At 35.8% G+C, this 21,352-nt stretch carries 20 protein-coding genes, 1 pseudogene and 1 other annotated feature; of the genes and pseudogenes, 4 read left to right on the top strand and 17 right to left on the bottom strand.

The features are described 5' to 3' along the window. Positions 1-17 precede the first annotated feature (17 nt). The 7 genes from JFU20_RS12905 to JFU20_RS12935 form a co-directional block, all read right to left on the bottom strand. Positions 18-1,100 carry a toxic anion resistance protein gene (locus tag JFU20_RS12905; protein WP_002010232.1) on the bottom strand — a complete coding sequence of 361 codons (1,083 nt, stop codon included), beginning with the start codon at positions 1,098-1,100 and terminating at the stop codon, positions 18-20. An 18-nt stretch (positions 1,101-1,118) separates the two neighbouring features. Then, the gene (locus tag JFU20_RS12910) at positions 1,119-2,750 is read right to left on the bottom strand and encodes a YceG family protein (protein WP_002010231.1); all 1,632 of its coding nucleotides are present in this window, start codon (positions 2,748-2,750) and stop codon (positions 1,119-1,121) included. Positions 2,751-2,860: 110 nt separating this feature from the next. Further along, a complete protein-coding gene (locus JFU20_RS12915) occupies positions 2,861-3,652 on the bottom strand; it encodes a TerC family protein (protein WP_002010230.1) in 792 nt (263 codons plus the stop codon). Positions 3,653-3,725: 73 nt separating this feature from the next. Then, positions 3,726-4,304 carry a TerD family protein gene (locus tag JFU20_RS12920; protein WP_002010227.1) on the bottom strand — a complete coding sequence of 193 codons (579 nt, stop codon included), beginning with the start codon at positions 4,302-4,304 and terminating at the stop codon, positions 3,726-3,728. A gap of 80 nt (positions 4,305-4,384) precedes the next feature. Beyond that, positions 4,385-4,969 carry a TerD family protein gene (locus JFU20_RS12925; RefSeq protein ID WP_002010225.1) on the bottom strand — a complete coding sequence of 195 codons (585 nt, stop codon included), beginning with the start codon at positions 4,967-4,969 and terminating at the stop codon, positions 4,385-4,387. Positions 4,970-4,995: 26 nt separating this feature from the next. Continuing rightward, positions 4,996-5,592 (bottom strand): TerD family protein, encoded by a 597-nt coding sequence (locus JFU20_RS12930; protein ID WP_002010223.1) that lies wholly within the window; start codon positions 5,590-5,592, stop codon positions 4,996-4,998. A gap of 128 nt (positions 5,593-5,720) precedes the next feature. Then, entirely contained in the window at positions 5,721-6,599 is an 879-nt protein-coding gene (locus JFU20_RS12935; protein WP_002010221.1) for an ROK family protein, read from the bottom strand. Between the two features lie 207 nt (positions 6,600-6,806). Here JFU20_RS12935 and JFU20_RS12940 point away from each other — a divergent pair, with 207 nt between their 5' ends. Further along, positions 6,807-7,988 carry a cell wall anchor protein gene (locus JFU20_RS12940; RefSeq protein ID WP_201039230.1) on the top strand — a complete coding sequence of 394 codons (1,182 nt, stop codon included), beginning with the start codon at positions 6,807-6,809 and terminating at the stop codon, positions 7,986-7,988. Positions 7,989-8,104: 116 nt separating this feature from the next. Here JFU20_RS12940 and proS read toward each other — a convergent pair whose 3' ends face one another. Both proS and JFU20_RS12950 read right to left on the bottom strand, forming a co-directional pair. After that, on the bottom strand, positions 8,105-9,535 hold the full coding sequence (proS, locus tag JFU20_RS12945; RefSeq protein ID WP_002010220.1) for a proline--tRNA ligase: 1,431 nt from the start codon (positions 9,533-9,535) through the stop codon (positions 8,105-8,107). A 45-nt stretch (positions 9,536-9,580) separates the two neighbouring features. Then, positions 9,581-9,788: a binding site (T-box leader), on the bottom strand. 92 nt (positions 9,789-9,880) lie between these two features. Beyond that, the gene (locus JFU20_RS12950; RefSeq protein WP_002124993.1) at positions 9,881-10,174 is read right to left on the bottom strand and encodes a YesK-like family protein; all 294 of its coding nucleotides are present in this window, start codon (positions 10,172-10,174) and stop codon (positions 9,881-9,883) included. 154 nt (positions 10,175-10,328) lie between these two features. Here JFU20_RS12950 and JFU20_RS12955 point away from each other — a divergent pair, with 154 nt between their 5' ends. Both JFU20_RS12955 and JFU20_RS12960 read left to right on the top strand, forming a co-directional pair. Further along, positions 10,329-11,642 carry an alkaline phosphatase family protein gene (locus JFU20_RS12955; RefSeq protein WP_002010216.1) on the top strand — a complete coding sequence of 438 codons (1,314 nt, stop codon included), beginning with the start codon at positions 10,329-10,331 and terminating at the stop codon, positions 11,640-11,642. Positions 11,643-11,750: 108 nt separating this feature from the next. Further along, complete coding sequence (locus JFU20_RS12960) at positions 11,751-13,034, top strand: MFS transporter (RefSeq protein ID WP_002140249.1); 1,284 nt, start codon at positions 11,751-11,753, stop codon at positions 13,032-13,034. 75 nt (positions 13,035-13,109) lie between these two features. On the opposite strand, the gene JFU20_RS12965 is transcribed toward JFU20_RS12960, so the two are convergent. The 7 genes and pseudogenes from JFU20_RS12965 to JFU20_RS12995 all read right to left on the bottom strand — a co-directional run bounded on the left by JFU20_RS12965 (position 13,110) and on the right by JFU20_RS12995 (position 16,553). After that, positions 13,110-13,361 (bottom strand): helix-turn-helix transcriptional regulator, encoded by a 252-nt coding sequence (locus JFU20_RS12965; RefSeq protein ID WP_002010192.1) that lies wholly within the window; start codon positions 13,359-13,361, stop codon positions 13,110-13,112. Positions 13,362-13,417: 56 nt separating this feature from the next. Beyond that, complete coding sequence (locus JFU20_RS12970) at positions 13,418-14,650, bottom strand: MFS transporter (RefSeq protein WP_002167013.1); 1,233 nt, start codon at positions 14,648-14,650, stop codon at positions 13,418-13,420. 66 nt (positions 14,651-14,716) lie between these two features. Beyond that, positions 14,717-15,298, bottom strand: a complete 582-nt coding sequence (locus JFU20_RS12975; protein ID WP_002167014.1) for a TetR/AcrR family transcriptional regulator — start codon at positions 15,296-15,298, stop codon at positions 14,717-14,719. A gap of 80 nt (positions 15,299-15,378) precedes the next feature. Further along, a pseudogene (locus tag JFU20_RS12980) lies at positions 15,379-15,462 on the bottom strand (histidine kinase); the annotation flags it as partial. 129 nt (positions 15,463-15,591) lie between these two features. Continuing rightward, positions 15,592-15,843, bottom strand: a complete 252-nt coding sequence (locus tag JFU20_RS12985) for a hypothetical protein (RefSeq protein ID WP_002010197.1) — start codon at positions 15,841-15,843, stop codon at positions 15,592-15,594. A gap of 13 nt (positions 15,844-15,856) precedes the next feature. Next, positions 15,857-16,171, bottom strand: a complete 315-nt coding sequence (locus tag JFU20_RS12990) for a thioredoxin family protein (RefSeq protein ID WP_002063639.1) — start codon at positions 16,169-16,171, stop codon at positions 15,857-15,859. A 10-nt stretch (positions 16,172-16,181) separates the two neighbouring features. Then, positions 16,182-16,553 carry a DnaJ family domain-containing protein gene (locus tag JFU20_RS12995; RefSeq protein WP_002010200.1) on the bottom strand — a complete coding sequence of 124 codons (372 nt, stop codon included), beginning with the start codon at positions 16,551-16,553 and terminating at the stop codon, positions 16,182-16,184. A 372-nt stretch (positions 16,554-16,925) separates the two neighbouring features. On the opposite strand from JFU20_RS12995, the gene JFU20_RS13000 reads away from it, so the two are divergent. Next, a complete protein-coding gene (locus JFU20_RS13000) occupies positions 16,926-18,950 on the top strand; it encodes a glycosyl hydrolase family 18 protein (protein WP_002167015.1) in 2,025 nt (674 codons plus the stop codon). 473 nt (positions 18,951-19,423) lie between these two features. On the opposite strand, the gene JFU20_RS13005 is transcribed toward JFU20_RS13000, so the two are convergent. Continuing rightward, positions 19,424-20,956: an ABC-F family ATP-binding cassette domain-containing protein gene (locus JFU20_RS13005; protein WP_002167016.1), complete on the bottom strand. Its 1,533-nt coding sequence runs from the start codon at positions 20,954-20,956 to the stop codon at positions 19,424-19,426. Positions 20,957-21,352: the final 396 nt, after the last annotated feature.

Raw genomic sequence — 21,352 nt, forward strand, 5'->3', positions numbered from 1 at the left:
TCCTCATTGCCTTTTCTTTATCCTTGTAATTCTTTTTTGATGTTCTCTGTTAATGTAGCCATGCGCTTGCGACTTTCTTCACGCTCACGTTTATTTTGCTCTTCAATTTGTTGTGTTTCTTGCATACCTCTTGAAATAATGTTCCAAGTTTCCTCAAGTGTTTCCATCTTAATACTAGAAGAACCTGATAATCTCGCTACTTCCACACTTTGAGTTGCGATATTTTGTGCATTTTTCTTAAGTAATTCATTTGTACGGCGATCAAGTTCAGCCATAGAGTCCGCAACAAGCTTTTGACGTTTCGCATTTACCGCTTGAATGATACCATTTTTAAAGATAGGAATCGTTGTAATAAATGCCGTATTGATTTTACCGATTAATTTATTGTTACCGCGTTGAATCATACGAATTTGTGGTGCTGTTAATAGAGCAACCATACGAGCTTTTTCTAAATCATCAATACGTTGTTCTAAAATTTCAACAGAGTTTTTAAGCGATTCTAATTCAATACCCGCCAACTGATCATTATTGCGTATGCGCTCTTCGTACATCGGAACTAACTCTGTATTTAAACGCTCTAATAACATTTCCCCTGCTACTACGTATTTTTCTAAGTCTAAATAATACTTTAAGTTTTGCTCATATAAACCATCTAACGTACCAATTGATTTTTTCATTTCATCTTGATACTTCGTAATTTCTACGTATACTTTATCCATTTCGCGACCCATCGTCTGATACTTACTAAAGATTTGTTCAATCATTTTATCTGCTTTTTTGAACATACGTGAGAAGAAACCACTTTTCTCTTCCGCAAAGTCTTTACTATCAAATCTGTCCATAATTTTACCGAGCTGTTTTAATAATTCACCAGAGTCTTCTATTTTTGATAAAGACATTGTATGTAAAATTTGATCAGCGAAACGTGAAATCTCCATAGAAGGCTCTTTTCCAAGCTCGATTAATTCTAATTGGTCTTTAATGTCTACTGCATTATAAATACGTTGTACTTCAGCATCTTGCCTAAGTTGTAAGCGAACATCTTGTGCGGTTTGCTCATTCAATTCTGTTTTCGAATCTAGTACGACTGGGTTATTCATATGGTATTCTCCCTTTCCTTATAAAAATGGACGAAATAGTCCTTTTATTGTTTGTGATAAATTTTTATAGGCTGATGAACCATGAAATTCAAGATCGAAATTAACTTCTTCAAGCCAATGTGAATCAAATGCTCCTGATTCAATATACGGTTCAATATCGTTTCTCCCCGTTGGATTAAAGTGAAATACATCTACTCCAATTTGATTTAAAAATAGTAATAACACAGCATCAGAACGACTTAATTCTCCGCTCTTCTCATTATTAAATATAACAATTTTCGGTACTTCTTGCGAATAATCAAATTTCTCAAGCTGCTCTAAAATGTTCGGTGGTATTTGAGAGAGTTGTGCGAAAACATACAGTGCTACATCTTGTTTCGTCTCTTTCGCAATTGGTTTACACATTTCACTTTCACACGTATGGATCATTGCTTCTGCAATACCATGTTGTAATCCTTCTGGTAAACGCTTATGTGGCCACCAATGGCTGTTCATAATTAAATCCGGATGTAACTTCCCTGCGCGGTCCAATGCATCTCGATAATGATATTGGAAATTCGCTTTTTGTTCTTTCGTAAACGGGAATGTATTAATCAAGAAACTGTTATCAAATGATGTAACAGCCTTTAATCGCTGAAAATATTCTTTATCATTCTTTGAAACACCTGATATTTTTGCAAATAAAGAAGGAATATAAATATGCTTATTTTCAACAAAGAATGTTGGACGTACAAATGCCTTTTCTTTCGTAATTAAAAAGAGTTCATCGTACGTTGTTTTGAGCGTACGGGCTACAGGTGTATACGAACGGAATTGCCACGGTTTATATAATAATGAATTATCGTGGTGAAGTACTTGCTCGATTTCTTTTGAAGCTTGATAAGCTACCGTTGCGACGCGTTCACGACGCCGATCAGGAAATGGTTCCAATGAAATACGGCCTGAATGAGATACGACAAAGGTCTTTCCTTCCTCATCTACACTCTCAAATCCATCTTTTCCTTCTGGGTGATAATAAAGTACATCGCAACCGAGCATAATAAGAAAGTATAAGAAATATATACGACTCTCCGTCGCATCACCGTACCAAACGACACGCGGCATTTGTTTCTTATAATTAATCGTAGAGAACCACTTCGTTACGTAATTTTCACTTAATTTAATCATATCGATTAAGAAACGCCGGAATCCTTCTGTTTTTAAAGATTGATTATGTTGTTTCTCATACAATTTCAATACAGAAATAAACGTCGTATGTATATAATGCTGTAAATCAGGATTGTCTACTTGCGGTAATAGTTGTTTTCCAGACAAATGTGCTACAAGCCTATTTACTGTAAGTCCATTCGGCGCTTCTTGATGTAATGCAAAAACTTCTTGAATATGGCGCAGTTTTTCGGGATCAATCACCTTATTTAAATTTTGTTCATGCAAAACCTCGATCCCTTTTGCTTCATTATAATCAAATAGTTCATTGAAATATTCATCTACATCATTCGGAACACCAAGAATGCGACTTGCTATATAACTAAATTTCATCTCATTCTCTGTCAGTTCATATTGTGGGCGTTTTTCTAAAAGCGCTTCAAATTGCTTTAAATCTGATTCATCTTTTAATGCACATGGTTGAAGTGTAAAACGTGAAAACACAACAGTTCACCTCCAAAAACATTTACGTTTTTTATAAAGTCTCTCTTCTATTATAAACTATTTTTAGTTATAAAAAATGGGCGCTCGCATAACGAGCAAACCCATTTCAATTATTTATGTTCACTTTTAGTAGCTGCAACTTCTTCTTTAGCTTGTCCAGAATTCTTCATGTAGTGAAGTATAAATGTTGCTCCAAACGCTATAACTAAAATAATAAAGAACAGCATATGACTTACTTCAATATGAACGACAGACAGTAGCATTTTTGCTGCAATAATTAAGATTAAAATATATGCTGTCGTTTCAAGTTCTGGAATACGCTCTAACAATTTTAAGAATACGCCAGCGATACCGCGCATCATTAAAATACCGAGCATTCCACCTAATAGTAAAATCCAAACTTCATTCGATACACCAAATGCAGCAAGTACACTATCTACAGAGAACGCAATATCCATTAACTCAACCATCGCAACCGTTCCCCAGAAGACACCAAACATTCTGAAGAGAATACTATTTTGGTTCATACCATGAGCTTCCTCTTCTTCTGCATTACCTTTTCGTTTATCAATGAAGTATTTAATTGATAGCCAAGCTAAGTAAAGTGCACCTAACACTTTTACCCATGCTAATTTAATTAAGAACATTCCGATTCCAATTGCAATAAAACGGAATACATAAGCTCCAATAAGTCCATAGAATAATGCTTTTTTTCGTTTTTCTTCTGGAAGATGTTTTACCATTACCGCTAACACAAGTGCATTGTCAGCAGATAATAACCCTTCAAGTACAACAAGTGTACCTATTAACCCCCAAGATACTGGATCTTGTAACACTTTAATCCACATGTCCAAGTCGAAAAACTGAGCATACGTATCAAGGATTCCTTGCAAAATACTCATCTTACCTTTATCCCCTATTCTTTGCTAGATTTATAGAAAGGTCAAAAAAAGGAAACGAATACCGTTTCCCTTCTTATGCATCCAAGCCATACGCTCTTACAAGCGCACCTAATCCACCTTGGAATCCACTTCCTACTGCACTAAACTTCCACTGTCCATTATGACGATATAATTCACAAAAGACAACTGCTGTTTCAATGGAGAAATCTTCCCCTAAATCAAAACGAAGAACTTCTTCGTTTGTTTCTTCATTTGCTAAACGAACGAATGCATTTGCAACCTGTCCAAAGTTTTGATTACGGCCTTCTCCATCATAAATTGTAACTGTAATAGCAATTTTATGAACATCTGCTGGAACCTTTTTCAAATCGACAACAAGTTGCTCATCATCACCGTCACCTGCACCTGTACGGTTATCTCCTGTATGTAAAACTGATTCACAAGGAGACTGTAAATTATTATAGAAAATAAAATCAGTTTCCTTCGTACATTTCCCGTTCGCATCTAATAAAAAGGCAGATGCATCTAAATCGAAATCAGATCCACCATCATAAGATTTAATATCCCATCCAAGACCAATTACTGCTCTTGATAAACCTGGGCTTGTTTTAGCTAAATCAATTTTCTGTCCTTTTTGCAATTGAATAACCATATATATTCACCTCTATATTTTAATTTTTAAAAATATATCCATCAGTAAATACGCGTTTCACTGATGGATATATAAATCTATTACTCTACATCTAAACCAAAGTTATTACATAGAGAACCTAATCCACCTTGGAATCCACTTCCGATTGCATTGAATTTCCATTCACCTGCGTGACGGTATAATTCGCTCACTACTACAGCTGTTTCAATAGAGAAATCTTCTCCTAAATCGTAACGAATTAATTCTGCATTCTTTTCTTCATCCATAATACGTACGAAAGAATTAGAAACTTGTCCGAAGTTTTGGCTGCGGCCTTCTCCATCATAAATTGTAATTGTGAAACAAATACGCTCAATGTTAGCAGGAACATTTTTTAAGTCTATTTTAATTGTTTCATCGTCGCCTTCACCTTCACCTGTACGGTTATCTCCTAAATGCTCTACAGCACCATTCGCACCTTTTGGGTTATTATAGAAGACGAAATCCTCTGCACCTGAAACTTTACCGTTAGCACCTACTAAGAAGATACTAACATCTAAATCGAAATCATTTTGTCCGTCATAACGATTCGTATCCCAACCAAGTCCTACAAGAACTTTCGAAAGACCTGGATTTGTTTTTGTTAAGTCTACCTTTTGTCCTTTTTTCAATGAAATAGATGCCATATTATACTATTCCTCCTTCGTTTATTTTATTGGTAACGTGATACAATCTCACTTAAGTTTTTATCTTGTGTTCCTTCTCCAACTGCTGAAAACTTCCATTCGTTTCCGTGTCGGTACATTTCACCTGCAATTAAAGTCATTTTGCCAGCATAATTATCTGACAAGTTATAACGCGCTAATTCTTCACCTGTTTGTGGGTTTTGAATACGAATATATGCATTGCGAATCATCCCAAAGTCTTGACGACGATTTACACAGTCATAAATATTTACAACGAATACTAAACGATTAATACGGCTCGGAACTTTATGTAATTCTACGAAAATTGTTTCGTCGTCACCAGCGCCTTCACCTGTTAAATTATCTCCTGAATGAATAATACTACCACAAGTAGAAAGTTTATTTCCGAAGTAAACTAAATCATTTTTGTTTAAAAAACGATCCCCTTCTAACATAACAACTGATGCATCACAATCTACATTTGGTTTACTTCCAAATAACGAAGACAGAAATCCACCTGATTGCCCAATTGGATCCCAGCCTAAGCCAACCTGTAGTTTTGCTACTTTTGGTTGTCCTTTCGTTAAATCGATTTTTTGACCTTTTTCTAAAATAATAGGCATGAAGTTTCTTCCTTTCTACAAAGCATTTTCCGAATCGGAAAACATTGTATTCTTCTCTTATATTGTAGCATTATTTATCTAATGAGAAAAAGGATAAATTCTCAATTATATGAAAACAGATACTATATTTATTTATACTGATGTAATAAGTGGTAAATAGAGCCAATCATTCCTGCACAATTACCGCTTTGCGCAAGTTTAATCTCACAATTACTATAAATCTCTTGATTTAAGTATGTTCCTATCTCTTCCTTCACTTCATTTAAGAAATCATCGCCTCTTTCAGTAATTCCCCCACCAATAATAATCATTTTCGGATTAAAAATATAAGCAAGATTGCTAATACCAATCGCCAAATGTTTAAAGAAAATCTTCACGGCTTGAGTAACACCGCTATCACCCTTATCATATAATTCGAAAATTGTTTTACCATCCCACTCCTTTTTACCTTTATATCTTCGTACAAGATGAATTAATCCCGAAATTGAGGCAACCTCCTCAAAAGTTTTCCCTTCTATTAACATGTTCCCCCATTCCCCAGCTCCAAACGAATGTCCACGGTATAACTCCCCATTTATAACAATTGCTCCACCAATGCCCGTTCCAAGCGTAAGCATAATAAAATCGCTTTCTCCCCTCCCTGTACCTTTCCATTTCTCGCCTAAGGCTGCACAATTAACATCATTTTCAATAGATACAGGAACTTTTAATACTTCTTGTAATCTCTCAACAATAGAAATATTAGCATAATGTGGAATATGATCCACACCTCCCGTTATAACTCCTTTATCAATATCAACAATTCCCGCTGTACTAATACCAATTCCGGAAATAGTATGTTCAGTCATTAACTTTTTTGATAAATATATAAGCTTTTGAACAATTTGTTCCCCGCCCAAGTGAATTTCTGTTGAGACCTTTTTATGTATTAGTACTCCCCCTATTTCTGAAACAATTCCATATTTAATTTGCGTACCACCAATATCAAATGCAATATATTCTTTCATCCGTTGCCACTTCCTCTACTGTTATGAGTGTAAATTCTCCATCACTCTACTATTTGCAAGGAATTTACATTAACTCTTTTCTCCCTTTAGAAATACACCACCTTTTTCTATATATAGTTTTTTTTGCATAAAACTCTTTTTCCTATGAAATATTACAAAGGGGTGTATTTTAGATGGAACAATAATTTTTTCTTCAGGAGGAAAACAATGACAAAAATATTTATTTTAGCATCAACACTTTCTTTATCCTTTTTTAGTGGCTTAAATATTGGTAATGCTGCAACTGAAAACTTCCATCCAATAACAAACGCTATTGTACAAAATAACGATACTTTAGCAGAAGGTAATTCAAAAGATAATAATAAACCTCCAGGAAACAATGGTTCTCAGGACGATAGTGGTTCTGGCGGCAACGGCTCTGGCGGCAATGGTTCTGGTGGCAGTGGTTCTGGTGGCAACGGTTCTGGCGGCAGTGGTTCTGACGGCAACGGTTCTGGCGGTAATGGTTCTGGTGGCAGTGGTTCTGGCGGCAGTGGTTCTGACGGCAACGGTTCTGGCGGCAATGGTTCTGGTGGCAGTGGTTCTGGCGGCAACGGTTCTGGCGGCAATGGTTCTGGTGGCAGTGGTTCTGACGGCAACGGTTCTGGCGGCAATGGTTCTGGTGGCAGTGGTTCTGGTGGCAACGGCTCTGGTGGCAGTGGTTCTGGCGGTAACGGCTCTGGTGACAATGGCTCTGGCGGCAACGGTTCTGGCGGCAATGGTTCTGGTGGCAGTGGTTCTGGTGACAATGGCTCTGGTGGCAACGGTTCTGGCGGCAACGGTTCTGGCGGCAGTGGCTCTGGTGGCAGTGGTTCTGGCGGTAACGGCTCTGGTGGCAGTGGTTCTGGTGACAATGGCTCTGGTGGCAACGGTTCTGGCGGCAACGGTTCTGGCGGCAGTGGCTCTGGTGGCAGTGGTTCTGGCGGTAACGGCTCTGGTGGCAGTGGTTCTGGTGGCAGTGGCTCCGGTGGCAATGGCTCTGGTAGCAATGGTTCTGGTGGCAATGGTTCTGGTGGCAGTGGTTCTGGTGGCAGTGGCTCTCAGGGCGGCAACCGTGTTAAAGGCGACAGTAGTTCTCAAGGTGGTAATGGCTCTCAGGGCGGCAACCGTATTAAAGGCGATAGCGGCTCTCAAGGTGGCAATGGCTCTCAGGGCGGCAACCGTGTTAAAGGCGACAGCAGTTCTCAAGGTGATAATGGCTCTCAAAATGGCAAAGCAAAAGATAATTCAGTAAAACAAGGCGATAAGTTACCTAATACTGCAACACATTATCCTGCATCTATTTTAATGGGACTTTCAACATTCCTAATTGGTATGTTACTATTTATTCGCCGTAAAAACGCAAAATAAAAAACAACATCCTTCCATCTAAAAAATACATGAAACAAATTGTAAAACTAAAAAGGACTTTGGATTGCATTTTATTATGCAGCTCAAAGTCCTTTTCATCATCTATCAAAAAAGCATTAATACGCTTTTCCCCAATACACCATTTGCTTAGCTTCTTTACCACAGCAAATACATTCGTCAGCTAAATGCTCTTGCTCAAAAGGCATACAGCGTGAAGATACTCCAACTTCTTCTTTTAGTTTCTCTTCACAAGCTAATTCTCCGCACCACATTCCCTTAATAAACCCTTGCTTTTCATCAGCTATTTTTTTCATCTCTCCGAAATTCGTCACACTATAAGTACTCTCATCTCTAAATACTTTTGCTTTACTAAATAAAGAATGATGAATCTCCTCAAGTAATGATGGGATGCGCTCTTCTAATTGATCCATTGCTATAAACTCTTTTTCTTTCGTATCTCGCCTTACAAGTACAACTTGATTCTTTTCAATATCCTTTGGACCAACTTCTAATCTAATTGGAACACCCTTCATTTCATACTCATTAAATTTCCAGCCAGGTGTTTTATTACTAGCATCTATTTTTACTCTCGCAACCTTTTGAATACGCCCTTGTAACTCTGTTGCTTTTTCTAAAACTCCTTCTTTATGCTGAGCAATAGGTACGATAACAACTTGTAATGGTGCAACTTTTGGCGGCATTACAAGTCCGTTATTATCGCTATGAACCATAATAAGTCCACCTATCATTCTTGTTGATACACCCCAAGATGTTTGATGTACGTATTGCCATTTACCGTTACGGTCTAAAAACTTAATATCAAATGCTTCAGAGAAATTCGTTCCAAAGTTATGAGATGTTCCTGTTTGAAGTGCTTTTCCATCATGCATTAAACTTTCAATCGTATAAGTTGCCTTCGCTCCTGCAAACTTTTCTTTTTCTGTTTTTTGCCCTTTAATAACCGGAATCGCTAAATACTCTTCACAAAAAGCAGCATATAGATTTAAAATATTTAATGTTTCAATTTGAGATTCTTCTGCCGTTTCATGAATCGTATGACCTTCTTGCCATAAAAATTCAGTTGTACGAAGGAATGGTCTCGTCGTCTTCTCCCAACGAACTACTGAACACCACTGGTTATATAACTTTGGTAAATCATTATATGATTGAACAATTTTTGAAAAATGCTCACAAAATAAAGTTTCAGATGTAGGGCGTATACAAAGTCTTTCCGCCAATTTCTCATCCCCACCATGAGTAACCCATGCTACTTCAGGAGCAAATCCTTCAACATGATCTTTCTCTTTTTGTAATAAACTCTCTGGAATAAACATTGGCATGTACACATTTTCATGACCAGATTCTTTTAATTTTTCATCCATTACTTTCTGCATATTTTCCCATAATGCATAACCGTATGGACGTAAAATCATACAACCTTTCACACTTGAATAATCAACAAGCTCCGCTTTTTTTACAATATCGGTATACCACTGAGCAAAGTCTTCTTCCATCTTCGTAATGGCTTGTACTTGTTCTTTTACCATAGTTATTCTTCCTCCTTTAGAAAATAGAAAAAGCCCGCGTCCCCAAATAGGGACCGAGCTTTGTCAGCGTTACCACCCTGATTCATACACAAAAAAATTGAGTATGCTCTCTTTTTGATAACGGGAATTTCCCGCTGCATATGCAGAACTCAAAGGTAGGTTCCATATCGCCTCTTTAAGAATCTTCCAGCCAAAAGGATTCTCTCTCTGCAAAAAGGTAAGACATGTACTATTCCTTTTTCATCGTTATAACAAAATAAATTTGTTGAATATCATAATATAAATTTCATTTCAAAACAAGAGCCAATTTTCTTATTTTTATACATTTTTTCAATTATCACTGTTTTATACGTAACTTTTCCGAACTATTTTTACAAGTTGATGAGCAACCATACCAATTAGTGTACCAATTAAAACGAAGAAACAAATAAATCCGTATCCCATTCCTTCCCAACCACCAATAGCGATCATTGTTACAGGAAAGAAAGCTAAACAAAGAAGTACTAAACTAAGTGCAAATATAATATCAAACTGTTTGTCTGGAAAACGTTTCTTTAGTAAATATGACATAAAAAATACAAGGAGAACGGTGACTCCACCAATGATGTAAAAGATACCAAATCCATCTAGCCAATCCATAGTATTCCCTCCTTCCATTCATTCCCTTATACTTATTATATGTTTAATTTTTCTGAAAATAAATAACAAAATTTTATTCGAAAATATATTTTTATTACCAGGTATTAATAGTAATATATAAGAATAGGTTTTATATAATCAGGAGGGAAACTTTATGGATAAAGCATTAACAAATCGCGTCATTATTTTATCTTTCGACTGCTTATCAGCTTTAGATTTTCCTATATTACAAAAACTACCTAATTTCCAAACTTTAATAAAAAGGGGCGCGATTGCGAAAAAAGTGGAGCCAATTTATCCTTCTGTAACATATCCAAGCCACTCAACAATCGTAACCGGTAATTATCCTAATAAGCATGGCGTTGTCAGCAATACATTACTTCAACCAGGACGTGAGTCACCAGATTGGCATTGGTACCGAAAGTCCATTAACGGGACAACTTTATATGATGAAGCACGCAAAGCAAATTTAACGACAGCAGCCCTTCTATGGCCTGTTACTGGAAGAGCAAATATCGATTACAATTTACCAGAAATTTTTCCAAATAGACCGTGGCAAAATCAAATTTTAGTTTCATTATTTAGCGGTAGCCCGCTATATCAATTAGATTTAAATCGTCGTTTCGGCCATATACGAAATGGATTGTCACAGCCTGAGCTTGATAATTTCGTCCTTGCTTCTGCCGTACATACAATTCAGACGAAAAAGCCTAATGTTATGTTTGTACATTTTACTGATTTAGATACTCAAAGACATTACCATGGCTTCGAGTCCGAGGAAACAGTAGCTGCAATCCACAGACACGACGAACGCCTCGGAAAAATTATCCATACATTAAAAGAAAGTGGTATATACGAAGAAAGTACAATTATTGCACTTGGTGACCATAGCGCTTTAAGTGAAAACAAAGCAATCCAATTAAATGTCCTATTCTGTCAAAATGGGCTTATATCCGTAAATAAACGTGGAAAAATACACGATTGGAAAGCTTATTGCCAAAGCTGTGATGGATCTGCCTACGTACATGTAAAGGATAAAAATGATACTGAAACGATTAAAGAGGTTCAACTTCTTCTTGAAGAGCTTCTTCAGGATAAACAAAATGGAATTGAATTTATTCTGCACGATGAAGATGCAAAAGAACGTGGCGCTGATGGTAATTGCTTATTTATGCTAGAGGCCATGGAAGGTTATTACTTCATTGAAAATTATACAGGTGATTTCATAAAAGAAATTAATAAAGAAGATGTTAATTCTAGTAAGAAATATACATTTGGAACACATGGATATTCCCCAACAAAACCTAACTATGAAACAATTTTTATGGCTGCTGGGAAAGGCATTCAAAGCGGCGTTACAATTCCGTATATGAGACTGATTGATGAAGGTCCGACTATCGCTAGGTTACTCGGTTTGCACTTAGGTGAAACAGACGGCGCAATTGTAGAGGATTTACTTCAATTGTAAAGAACTGTGTATATATGTAAAAGTTATGTAAAAATCATCACTGTTTCTCTTTTTATAATTTTTATTTTTGTACACTGTTAGTAGAACAAATTTAAGGGGGAACATTATATGAAAAAAATGTCCAGACAAGAAAAAAGCTGGATATTGTACGATTGGGCGAACTCGGTATATTCGCTCGTCATTACAACTGCATTATTTCCAATTTACTTTAAAGCAGCTGCAAAAGAAGCTGGACTATCTGGTGCAACTTCAACAGCCTATTGGGGATATGCAAACTCGTTCGCTACACTTTTAATTTCTATACTCGCTCCTATTCTCGGCACGGTTGCTGATTATAAGGGATTTAAAAAACGATTTTTCACATTCTTCTTTGGACTCGGTATCGTATTTACAAGTATGCTAGCAGTTGTTCCAACATCTCAGTGGTACTTATTACTAGGATGCTATATGCTCGCATTAGTTGGCTTTGCTGGAGCAAATATTTTTTATGATGCATTTCTAGTAGATGTTACCTCTGGAGATAGAATGGACCGAATTTCTACGCGAGGTTTTGCATTAGGTTACATTGGGAGCACAATTCCTTTTATCGGTTGTATTGCTCTTATTATTCTTGCTCAAAAAGGAACTATCCCCTTATCAGTCGGAATTGCTAGTCAAATTTCCTTTGCAATAACAGCTCTTTGGTGGGGACTATTTACGATACCAATGCTAAAAAATGTAGAGCAAACACACTATATTGAACGTCATCCAAGACCAATTGCAATGAGCTTCAAGCGCCTTGCTAATACGTTTAAAAATATTAAAGAATATAAAACTGTATTTATGTTCCTAATAGCTTACTTTTTCTACATTGATGGAGTAGATACAATTATCACTATGTCTACTGCTTACGGAACAGATCTCGGTATTAGTGCAACCAATCTATTAATCATCTTATTTGTAACACAAATTGTCGCTTGTCCATTTGCTTTATTATATGGAAAACTATCGGAAACATTTACCGGTAAAAAAATGCTATATGTCGGCATTATCATTTATATCATTATTTGCACATATGCTTATTTCTTAAAAACGACGTTTGATTTCTGGATTTTAGCAATGTTAGTTGCTACTTCTCAGGGCGGAATTCAAGCACTTAGCCGTTCTTATTTCGCAAAACTAGTACCGAAAGAATCTGCAAATGAATTCTTCGGATTTTATAATATCTTTGGTAAATTCGCGGCAATTATGGGTCCGGTATTAGTTGGTGTCACAACACAATTAACAGGAAAAACAAACGCTGGTGTCCTTAGTATTATTGTCTTATTTATTATCGGTGGATTCTTATTAACTAGAGTACCCGAAAATGATACGTCCGTTACACCACCTAATCCGAAAACTAAAACAATATAAGAAAAAGATCCCCTTCACACAAGAAGGGGATCTTTTTCTTATATTTTTAACGATAACGCCCCACAATTAAAAACTCTAAAGCTTGTACAAAAATAGTTTATCGACAGTTGTTCCTAATACTTCTGCTAACCGGAATGCTAGTGCTAAGCTTGGATCATATTTATTATTCTCAATTGCATTTATCGTCTGTCTTGATACGTTACACTTATCCGCTAATGCACCTTGTGAAATATTATTTGCAGTGCGCAATTCATAGATTTGATTTTTCACACCGTTTCTCCTAACCTGTAAAATCGTTTTTACATCATCAGTATATAGTTGGTACATTTCATTGTCAAAAGATTTCCATAGAAAAAGGGAACAGTTCTGTCCCCTTACAATAGCTATTTCGAAACCAATGAATTCGTCATTTCCTCTCGATTAACAACATCTTCTTTCTTTATTTGCATACGTAAAACCGGACCTATTGCTAATAAAATAAGTGACATCGCTATACAAAACACAATAACTAGTGACGTCATTTCCTTCAATCCTCCAGCTAGTGAAGTTCCAATTAACATTGCCCCCATGAACAGTGGTAAAATCGTTCCATTTACTCTGCCAATCATATTTTCTGGTACAAGTTGAATCATAAGCGTACCGACAACGATATTAACACAAGCTAAACAAATACCTGTTCCAAATCTCATGAAACTAGTAATCCAAAATGATGTAGATAACCCTTCTACTAAAAATGATATCGCTAATATGCTCATACCGAATACAAACATCTTTTTCGGATTCACTTTTGAAGCGAAAACTGCAGCAACAATACCACCAATTAACATACCGATTCCATCAGCTGCGGCTAAATATTGAACGGCTTCTTTTTCCATTCCAAGCCGTTCTATTACAAGAAACACTTCTAATGGATTCGTTAGTCCAACAGCTAAGCCCATAATGGTGAAAGTGATCGTAATCATACGTAAATTTTTCGTATGAAGAACGTATTTCCAACCTTCTTTTATATCATTTTTTAATGAACCTCTCGCCACTTGCTCTTGTTCCACCCATTTTGGTAAAAATGAAAGAGCGATAGCAGATAACAAAAATAAAATAATTAAGCTATATAGTGACGTAAATAAACCAAGTTGTGTGTACACAAGCGATCCTACCACTGGTCCAAAAATCATAAATAGCGACTGTAATGTTTGATTAAATGCAATCGCATTTGCTACCTGTTCTTCTTTTACATAGCGTTTAAATATACGCGAAGATGATGGCTGAGAAAACTGACCTACAATCGCGGAAATGAGTGTTGCAAAAAATATAGCCTGCCAATAATCCAGCTTTAACAACAAGACAATTCCTACAATAGACAGTACACTTAATACATCTCCAGCAACCATCGTTCTTTTCGGATTCCAGCGATCAGCTAGCGCCCCACCGATAAACGAGAAAATAAAAATAGGTGCATATTCCATAACCGATAATAAAGAAACTGAAACTGGATCATTATTCGTTCGCTCCATTATGAAATACAAAAGAGCCATATTTCTGATCCAAATTGCAAATTGTTGTAAAATATCAGATGCCATAACGAGCATAAATGCTCGGTTTTTAAATAAAGCGTTCATTTTCATTCCCCTTTCATAAACCGACCGTTCGGTCTAATTTATTTTGTAAGAAAAGCAACTGACCTATTATTCAGCTGCCATTCCTTTTAACAATACATCTATTGCCTTTTTATAAATACGTTTCAGCTCTTTATAATCTAACTCGTAGTAAAGTACTCCAAGCCCCGATAATAATCCATTCACAATATACATAAGATCACGCGTATCATCTTCTTGAAACTCTTCAGACTGTATACCTGCTTCAATTAATTTCTCAACCATAACATATGATTCTCTAGTTAAAGCTAACAGTTCATCCAGAATTTCTTTACTTACAACTTGGCTCATTGAGAATTCCTCTATTGCATTTGAAATGGGTTGCTGTATGTCCTCTACATAATATTCCGCGAGACCATATAGTTTTTCAGTACTAGTACTATACAACTTCTCTTTTTCATTCCATTTTTCAAGCCAATCATACGTATGCTGTTTCACTACAAATAAAAATAATTCTTCTTTACTTTTAAAGTGATAATAAATGCTTCCTTTACTTCTCTCTGTAATTTCACAAATCTCTTCCATAGATGTAGCTGCATAGCCCTTCTGTGAAAACAGACTTTCTGCTTTATAGGCAATTTCTTTCTTTATCTCTTCTGCGCTTCTTCTCATATTCACACCTCTTTAAACCGACCGTTCAGTCTAATAATAACAAATAAAAAAACTCTATCGCAAGAGGCTATACTCCTTATTTAAGAAAACGTACTTTCAAACCACATTCGAATCATATGTATTATTCCAAATTTAAATCCTAATTTAGTAAGAAATACGGTTCCCTTTTCATTTCCCCTAGCATGTTAAAAATATTTAATCAAACGTTTGTTTAACTGTTTTTATGCATATGTAAGCCAACTAATCAAACGTTTGTTTAAAAAGAAATACGCCCCCTATAAGGCGTATTCTCATCAATCACCGCCGCCTCCACCACCGCAGCTACCTCCACTATCTCCACCAAAAGAACCTCCGCAATCATGTGAACCTCCATCGTGCGAGCTATCATTATCCGATCCAGCAAAGAAAAATAATGGTGATGAGCTGTTGGATGAATTATGAATGTTATTTTGTTTTGTAAGATTTACCTTCTTTTTGTTTGATTGAACTGCTGTTACGATCGTTCCAACTACAACAAATAATAGTATGACAATAATAAATTCCATATAAAAGCCTCCCTTAATCTTCGAATAATTGAATGGTTCTCTCTAAATTTTCAAGTGAAATGAAGCGCGATTCACGAAGGATCTCTTTTCCATTATAAAATAATAAAACTGTTGGCCCTGTAAATACTGCATATCGCCCCGCAATCTCTTGCATGTCTTGTAGTAATATTTCTACTTTCTCTACGTAATCATAATTCTCTAATACGCAATTTACTTTTCTTAACATAACATCACAAACACCACAATTTTCCGTTTTAATAAACAGCAGTACTAATTGTTGTCCTTCAATATATGTCGCTAATTCTTCTATCGTTTCAAATGTATTCATCTTATCCCTCTTAGCGTAATTTACGAAATACTTTACCCTGATACATACGAAAAGCTGAACTATCTTTAATCTTTCTCTTTTCCATTACCTGCTGAAAACGCAGCGTTTTTGCTGTTAACTCTTCTTGTAATTCTTTTCTCTCTACTTCATCATAACAGCACGCAATTAAGTCTTCTATTTTTAATATATCTTTTTGTAGTTCCATTTCTGGTGGAATCATACCTGCATTTTTCAAGATTTTATAACTCATTCTAAGTTCTGGAGGTACCATTGAAAGGTCTTCTAATTGTAGTGGTTTTCCTTTCCCCGGAATATGATCGAGATCACCATTCCGTATTGCTTGTCGAATTTTTTCTTCAGCAATGTTCAAAAAGACATCCACACCATTCGCTCCTTTACATATTTTTACTATTATTTTACATGATATTTTCTCATCTTGCTACGCTATTACAAATTGACTTTATACAATTTTTTCTCAAATTTAATTACAAGGAGCCTTTTCCTCCCTAATCAATATTTTATTTTCATGTGTAGTCTGTATTAGAGCCATTTAATATTGAGAAAATCTTTGTGAATCAAATAAAGCGTTTACACCAAATCTTGCATTTGCTACGATTTAATCACCCCCAGCTCCCTTGTATAGACTTCGTGATGTCTGATCATTTTTATCTAGACGTTTCATACGTCTAGATTCACTTTGGTTTATTGGCGCATGCCTTTAAATATATCTTTTATTTTGAAAGGAGAAATGACTATGAGATCAAAAAAATTCACGCTGCTATTACTATCCCTACTACTTTTCTTACCTCTTTTTCTCACAAACTTTATTACTCCAAATTTCGCATTAGCAGATTCACCAAAGCAAGGTCAAAAAATTGTTGGGTATTTTCCTTCATGGGGCGTTTACGGACGTAATTATCAAGTTGCAGACATTGATGCATCAAAGCTAACTCATTTAAACTATGCTTTCGCTGATATTTGCTGGAATGGAAAACATGGAAACCCTTCTACTCACCCCGATAATCCAAATAAACAAACGTGGAACTGTAAAGAATCTGGTGTACCACTGCAAAATAAAGAGGTCCCTAATGGCACTCTCGTACTCGGTGAACCATGGGCTGATGTCACAAAATCTTATCCGGGATCGGGTACAACTTGGGAAGATTGTGATAAATATGCCCGCTGTGGAAATTTCGGAGAACTGAAACGATTAAAAGCTAAGTATCCTCACTTAAAAACAATTATTTCAGTTGGTGGCTGGACTTGGTCTAACCGCTTTTCTGATATGGCCGCTGATGAAAAAACAAGAAAAGTGTTCGCTGAATCTACAGTAGCTTTTCTTCGCGAATATGGATTTGACGGCGTTGATTTAGACTGGGAATACCCGGGTGTTGAAACGATTCCTGGTGGTAGTTATCGTCCTGAAGATAAACAAAACTTCACCCTTCTGCTTCAAGATGTTCGAAATGCATTAACGAAAGCTGGTGCAGAAGATGGTAAACAATATTTACTAACAATCGCGTCAGGTGCAAGCCAACGTTATGCGGATCATGCAGAGCTAAAGAAGATTTCTCAAATACTGGATTGGATTAATATTATGACATACGATTTCCACGGTGGATGGGAAGCTACTTCTAACCATAATGCTGCACTATACAAAGATCCAAATGACCCCGCAGCGGATACGAAATTTTACGTAGATGGTGCGATAGACATTTATACAAATGAAGGGGTTCCAGCGGATAAACTCGTATTAGGTGTACCTTTTTACGGACGTGGATGGAAAAGTTGCGGAAAAGAAAATAATGGGCAATACCAACCTTGTAAACCAGGTAGTGACGGAAAGCTCGCTTCTAAAGGTACTTGGGATGATTATTCTACCGGTGACACAGGTGTGTACGATTATGGCGATTTAGCATCTAATTATGTGAATAAAAATGGTTTTGTTCGCGGATGGAACGATGTAGCGAAAGTACCTTATTTATATAATGCGACTACAGGAACCTTTATTAGCTATGATGACAATGAATCTATGAAATATAAAACAGACTATATAAAGACAAAGGGTTTAAATGGCGCAATGTTTTGGGAACTAAGCGGGGATTGCCGTACAAGTCCAAAATATAGTTGTAGTGGACCAAAATTACTTGATACGCTAGTAAAAGAATTACTTGGTGGACCTATTACTCAAAAAGATACTGAACCACCAACAAACGTAAAAAACATTGCTGTTACAAATAAAAATTCAAACTCAGTTCAATTAAACTGGACTGCATCTACTGATAACGTAGGCGTTACTGAATATGAAATTACTGCCGGAGAAGAGAAATGGAGTACAACAACAAATAGCATTACAATTAAAAACTTGAAACCTAATACAGAATACACATTTTCAGTATTAGCAAAAGATGCTGCTGGTAACAAATCACAACCTACTTCTATTCTTATAAAAACAGATGATGCTAGCACAACACCTCCTGGTGGAAATGGCAATGCTACCTTTTCAGTCACTTCAAATTGGGGAAGTAGTTACAACTTCTCAATTATAATTAAAAATAGCGGAACGACCCCTATTAAAAACTGGAAATTAGAATTTGATTATAACGGCAATTTAACACAAGTTTGGGATTCTAAAATTAGTAGTAAAATAAATAATCATTACGTAATTACGAATGCAGGATGGAATGGTGAAATTCCTCCTGGTGGATCAGTTACAATCGGAGGGGCAGGAACAGGCAATCCCGCCGAACTTGTAAATGCATCCATTAACGAAAACTAAACGTAACCTCCATTAATTATTTCACTAAAGTTTGAATTTAGGTTTGAGTGCTCTATCCTAAATTCAAACTTTTAATTTTATGAAAAATCACAATTTATATTATAATAACCTATTATAATTATATTTAGTTTCTAATATGAAGTTCGCGTGAAGTTCATCTGAATTTTACATGAATTTCCTTTAAGTTCTATTGTCTTCCCATACTAATCACATTATCCTTTACATATAGGAATCATTTCCATTTCATTTCAAACTATCTATATATATAAAAAAAGATAGTAGCCTATTAGGGAAAGGCATCTAGTATTATTATAAATATAACCAAAGAAAAAGAACTCTTATGGTGCGCTTATAAGCGCACCATAAGAGTTCTTTTTCTTACAATTCTCATTTGAGAGTTCTCGAAAATCATGTTAATCACAAAGAAAAGGCATTAGCTCATAAAAGCTAATGCCTTTTCTTTGTGATTATTGTTAAACGTTCCATTTTTCGATATTCCATATTTTCGTTATCCATGCTTCATAGAAAGAGGGCTCATGTGAAACAATTAAAACTGTACCTTTATATTGTTTTAACGCTTCCTGTAAATCCGTCTTAGTCTCTGTATCCAAATGGTTAGTTGGTTCATCTAAAATTAAAACATTGCTTTTAGTTACGATAAGTTCGCATAATCGTACTTTTGTTTGTTCTCCTCCACTTAATAACTGGATAGGTTTTAATACATGTTCTTCTTTCAATCCGCACTTTGCTAATGCTTGTCGGATTTCTTTTCTTGTCATATCTGGTCTCCCTGCCCATACTCTTTCTAGTGCAGTTATTTCTGAGGAAAATTCCTCTTGTGCAAAATAAGCGGGTTTTACTCGTTCCCCAACAGAAACTGAGCCGCCTAACGGTTTTATTTGTCCTAGTAATGTTTTTAACATTGTTGTTTTTCCAATCCCATTATGACCAATAATCGCAATCTTTTCCCCTTTTTTCACTTGAAAATCCAATTCCGGAAATAACGGTTCACCATAACCAATTTTCAGTTTCTCTACCTGTAATATACGACTCACTGGCTCAGTATAAACATTAAAATCAAAACGGGCGCGAGGTACATCGTTAACCTTTTCAACCTTTTTCATTTTCTCTAATACTTTTTCACGACTTTTCGCTTGTTTCGCTTTACGAATTTTATTTTTTTGAATAAAACCCTCTAAATGTACAATTTCTTTTTGTTGTTTCGCATACGCCGCTTGTAATTGTTTCCTTTGTAATTGATAACTTTGCAAAAAGGTTTCATAATCTCCCGCATAGCGCTTAACCTTTCGTTCTTCTAGATGATAAATAACATTCGTAATATTGTTCAAAAATATTTCATCATGCGAAATGATAATATAAGCTTTTTCATACATTTGTAAATATGATTGCAACCATTCTATATGTGCTGTATCTAAATAGTTAGTTGGCTCATCTAATAATAAAACATCCGCTTTTTCTAAAAGGAGTTTCCCAAGTAACAACTTTGTCCGCTGACCACCACTTAACTTTGAAACATCCTTTTCCAATCCTATTTCAAACAAGCCTAAGCCTGTTGCTACTTCCTCAATTTCTGTATGAATTTGATAAAAATTAGAATTCTCCAATATAGTTTGTAACTCTCCATACCTTACTAACAATTTCGCTACTTCTCCTGCTCCAGCCATCTCTTCTGTAAGTTTTAACATGTCACGTTCCAACTCATACAGGTTAGAAAACGCACTTTGCAAGTATTCTTCAATTGTTATGCCTTCTTGTAAATCTATATGCTGTTGCAAAAAGCCAATCTTCACATGTGGAAACCATTCAATTTTCCCATCATCATGTATAAGTTCTCCCGTTAACAAGCGTAATAATGTTGATTTTCCAATTCCATTTTTCCCTACTAGCCCAACATGTTCGCCCTTTAATAATCGAAAGCACGTATTATATAAAATGGTTTTCTCACCATATGAATGACTTACATTTTCTACTGTTAATATACTCATCTTTTCTCTCTCCTTTTCTTATGATCCATAAGCTAAATAGAGAGAACAACAGTATAAAGCCTTATTTAGTTATACATATAAAAATGGGTAAGGTGAATACACCTTACCCATTACATATTATCGTAAGAAAGGATTAAGGTTCTTTACCTGCTGTCTTCAATTTAGCTTCATCTTTAAAAATGGGCAGACTTCTCCCGTATCAAGCTAAAACCATTTGAAGAACAGTTGATAAAGTCATTTTATCCTTTCACTCCTTTAACGTTTGTTATATTAAGAGTATAAATCACTCTGTTATATTCTATTCTCTACTTTTTCTTTTGTTCCTTCTTCCAATTTATCCGATGTTAATGAACCCACTATTTCCCCTATAGATTTCATCTTTCTCCTTCAATAGAA

The sequence above is a fragment of the Bacillus sp. TH30 genome, assembly GCF_016650875.1.
Lineage (GTDB): Bacteria > Bacillota > Bacilli > Bacillales > Bacillaceae_G > Bacillus_A > Bacillus_A mycoides.

Excerpts from the sequence above, each read along its gene's own strand:
- JFU20_RS13000 (WP_002167015.1), top strand. The coding sequence starts at position 16,926 with ATGAGATCAAAAAAATTCACGCTGCTATTACTATCCCTACTACTTTTC.
- JFU20_RS12970 (WP_002167013.1), bottom strand. The coding sequence starts at position 14,650 with ATGAACGCTTTATTTAAAAACCGAGCATTTATGCTCGTTATGGCATCT.
- JFU20_RS12955 (WP_002010216.1), top strand. The coding sequence starts at position 10,329 with ATGGATAAAGCATTAACAAATCGCGTCATTATTTTATCTTTCGACTGC.
- JFU20_RS12920 (WP_002010227.1), bottom strand. The coding sequence starts at position 4,304 with ATGGTTATTCAATTGCAAAAAGGACAGAAAATTGATTTAGCTAAAACA.
- JFU20_RS12905 (WP_002010232.1), bottom strand. The coding sequence starts at position 1,100 with ATGAATAACCCAGTCGTACTAGATTCGAAAACAGAATTGAATGAGCAA.
- JFU20_RS12965 (WP_002010192.1), bottom strand. The coding sequence starts at position 13,361 with ATGTACCAACTATATACTGATGATGTAAAAACGATTTTACAGGTTAGG.
- JFU20_RS12975 (WP_002167014.1), bottom strand. The coding sequence starts at position 15,298 with ATGAGAAGAAGCGCAGAAGAGATAAAGAAAGAAATTGCCTATAAAGCA.
- JFU20_RS12960 (WP_002140249.1), top strand. The coding sequence starts at position 11,751 with ATGAAAAAAATGTCCAGACAAGAAAAAAGCTGGATATTGTACGATTGG.
- JFU20_RS12950 (WP_002124993.1), bottom strand. The coding sequence starts at position 10,174 with ATGGATTGGCTAGATGGATTTGGTATCTTTTACATCATTGGTGGAGTC.
- JFU20_RS12990 (WP_002063639.1), bottom strand. The coding sequence starts at position 16,171 with ATGAATACATTTGAAACGATAGAAGAATTAGCGACATATATTGAAGGA.
- proS (WP_002010220.1), bottom strand. The coding sequence starts at position 9,535 with ATGGTAAAAGAACAAGTACAAGCCATTACGAAGATGGAAGAAGACTTT.
- JFU20_RS12930 (WP_002010223.1), bottom strand. The coding sequence starts at position 5,592 with ATGCCTATTATTTTAGAAAAAGGTCAAAAAATCGATTTAACGAAAGGA.
- JFU20_RS12940 (WP_201039230.1), top strand. The coding sequence starts at position 6,807 with ATGACAAAAATATTTATTTTAGCATCAACACTTTCTTTATCCTTTTTT.
- JFU20_RS13005 (WP_002167016.1), bottom strand. The coding sequence starts at position 20,956 with ATGAGTATATTAACAGTAGAAAATGTAAGTCATTCATATGGTGAGAAA.
- JFU20_RS12915 (WP_002010230.1), bottom strand. The coding sequence starts at position 3,652 with ATGAGTATTTTGCAAGGAATCCTTGATACGTATGCTCAGTTTTTCGAC.
- JFU20_RS12935 (WP_002010221.1), bottom strand. The coding sequence starts at position 6,599 with ATGAAAGAATATATTGCATTTGATATTGGTGGTACGCAAATTAAATAT.
- JFU20_RS12925 (WP_002010225.1), bottom strand. The coding sequence starts at position 4,969 with ATGGCATCTATTTCATTGAAAAAAGGACAAAAGGTAGACTTAACAAAA.
- JFU20_RS12985 (WP_002010197.1), bottom strand. The coding sequence starts at position 15,843 with ATGGAATTTATTATTGTCATACTATTATTTGTTGTAGTTGGAACGATC.